An 821-nucleotide genomic window follows, 5' to 3' on the forward strand; every position below is an offset into this window, starting at 1 on the left:
GACGCGAGGACGGACCGGCCGCCGGCCGCCCCGCGCAGGGCCCGGTCGGTGTCGGAGGGGTCCGCGAGCCAGAGGGGCACGGGCGGCTCGGGTGCCGGTGCCGGTGACGCTGAGAGCGGAGCCCCTGCGCCTCGTCGTTCCCGTTCGGCGTCCGAAGGGTCCGCGAGCCAACAGGCGGACGTCCCCGCCCGCCGGTCGCGCAGCGCGAGCGAGGGTTCGGCGTCGCAGCGCGAAGGCGCCCCGGGCACGGGCGGTCCCCGCCGGGCGCGGTCCGCGTCCGAGGGCTCCGCGAGCCGGCGCGCGCGACAGGATCAGGCGCCTGGCGCGGACGACACGGCAGCGGCTCCCGCCGAGGAACCGCGTGACCGCACGCCGCCCGCCGCCCCGCGCACGGGGTCCTCCGCGAGGGCGTCGCCGACGCCCTGGCGGACGTACAGCGTGAACCAGGGCAGTTGGGAGACGGCGAGGACGCCGGCGGGGAGCACCAGGTGCTGGACCAGGCCGCCGAAGGTCACCCGGTCGCTGCCGGTGTCGGTGAGGCCGCCCGCCGGGAGGACGTCCAGCTGGAGGGCGAACAGCCAGACGGCGAGCAGGGCGATCCAGAAGACCGGGGCGGCCTCCAGGACGTACGCGGCGGAGGTGACCGCACGGTCCACGAGGGAGCCGGGGCGGCGGGCGGCGAGCACGCCGAGCACCGTGCCGAGCAGCACGGCCGCGGCGAACGCGACGGCGCACAACACCGTGGACCACACCAGGCGTTCGCCGATGACCTCGGCCACCGGCTGGCGCATCACCGCCGAGAGGCCGAGGACGCCGCCGAG

Annotated in this window: 1 pseudogene; it reads right to left on the reverse strand. The window is 78.0% G+C overall.

Annotation, left to right across the window (positions count from 1 at the left end):
* Positions 1 to 356: 356 nt before the first annotated feature.
* Positions 357 to 821, reverse strand: a pseudogene (locus LPA54_RS33465) (ABC transporter permease subunit); the annotation flags it as partial.

It is taken from the genome of Streptomyces sp. DH12, from assembly GCF_020873895.1.
Taxonomy (GTDB): Bacteria; Actinomycetota; Actinomycetes; order Streptomycetales; family Streptomycetaceae; genus Streptomyces.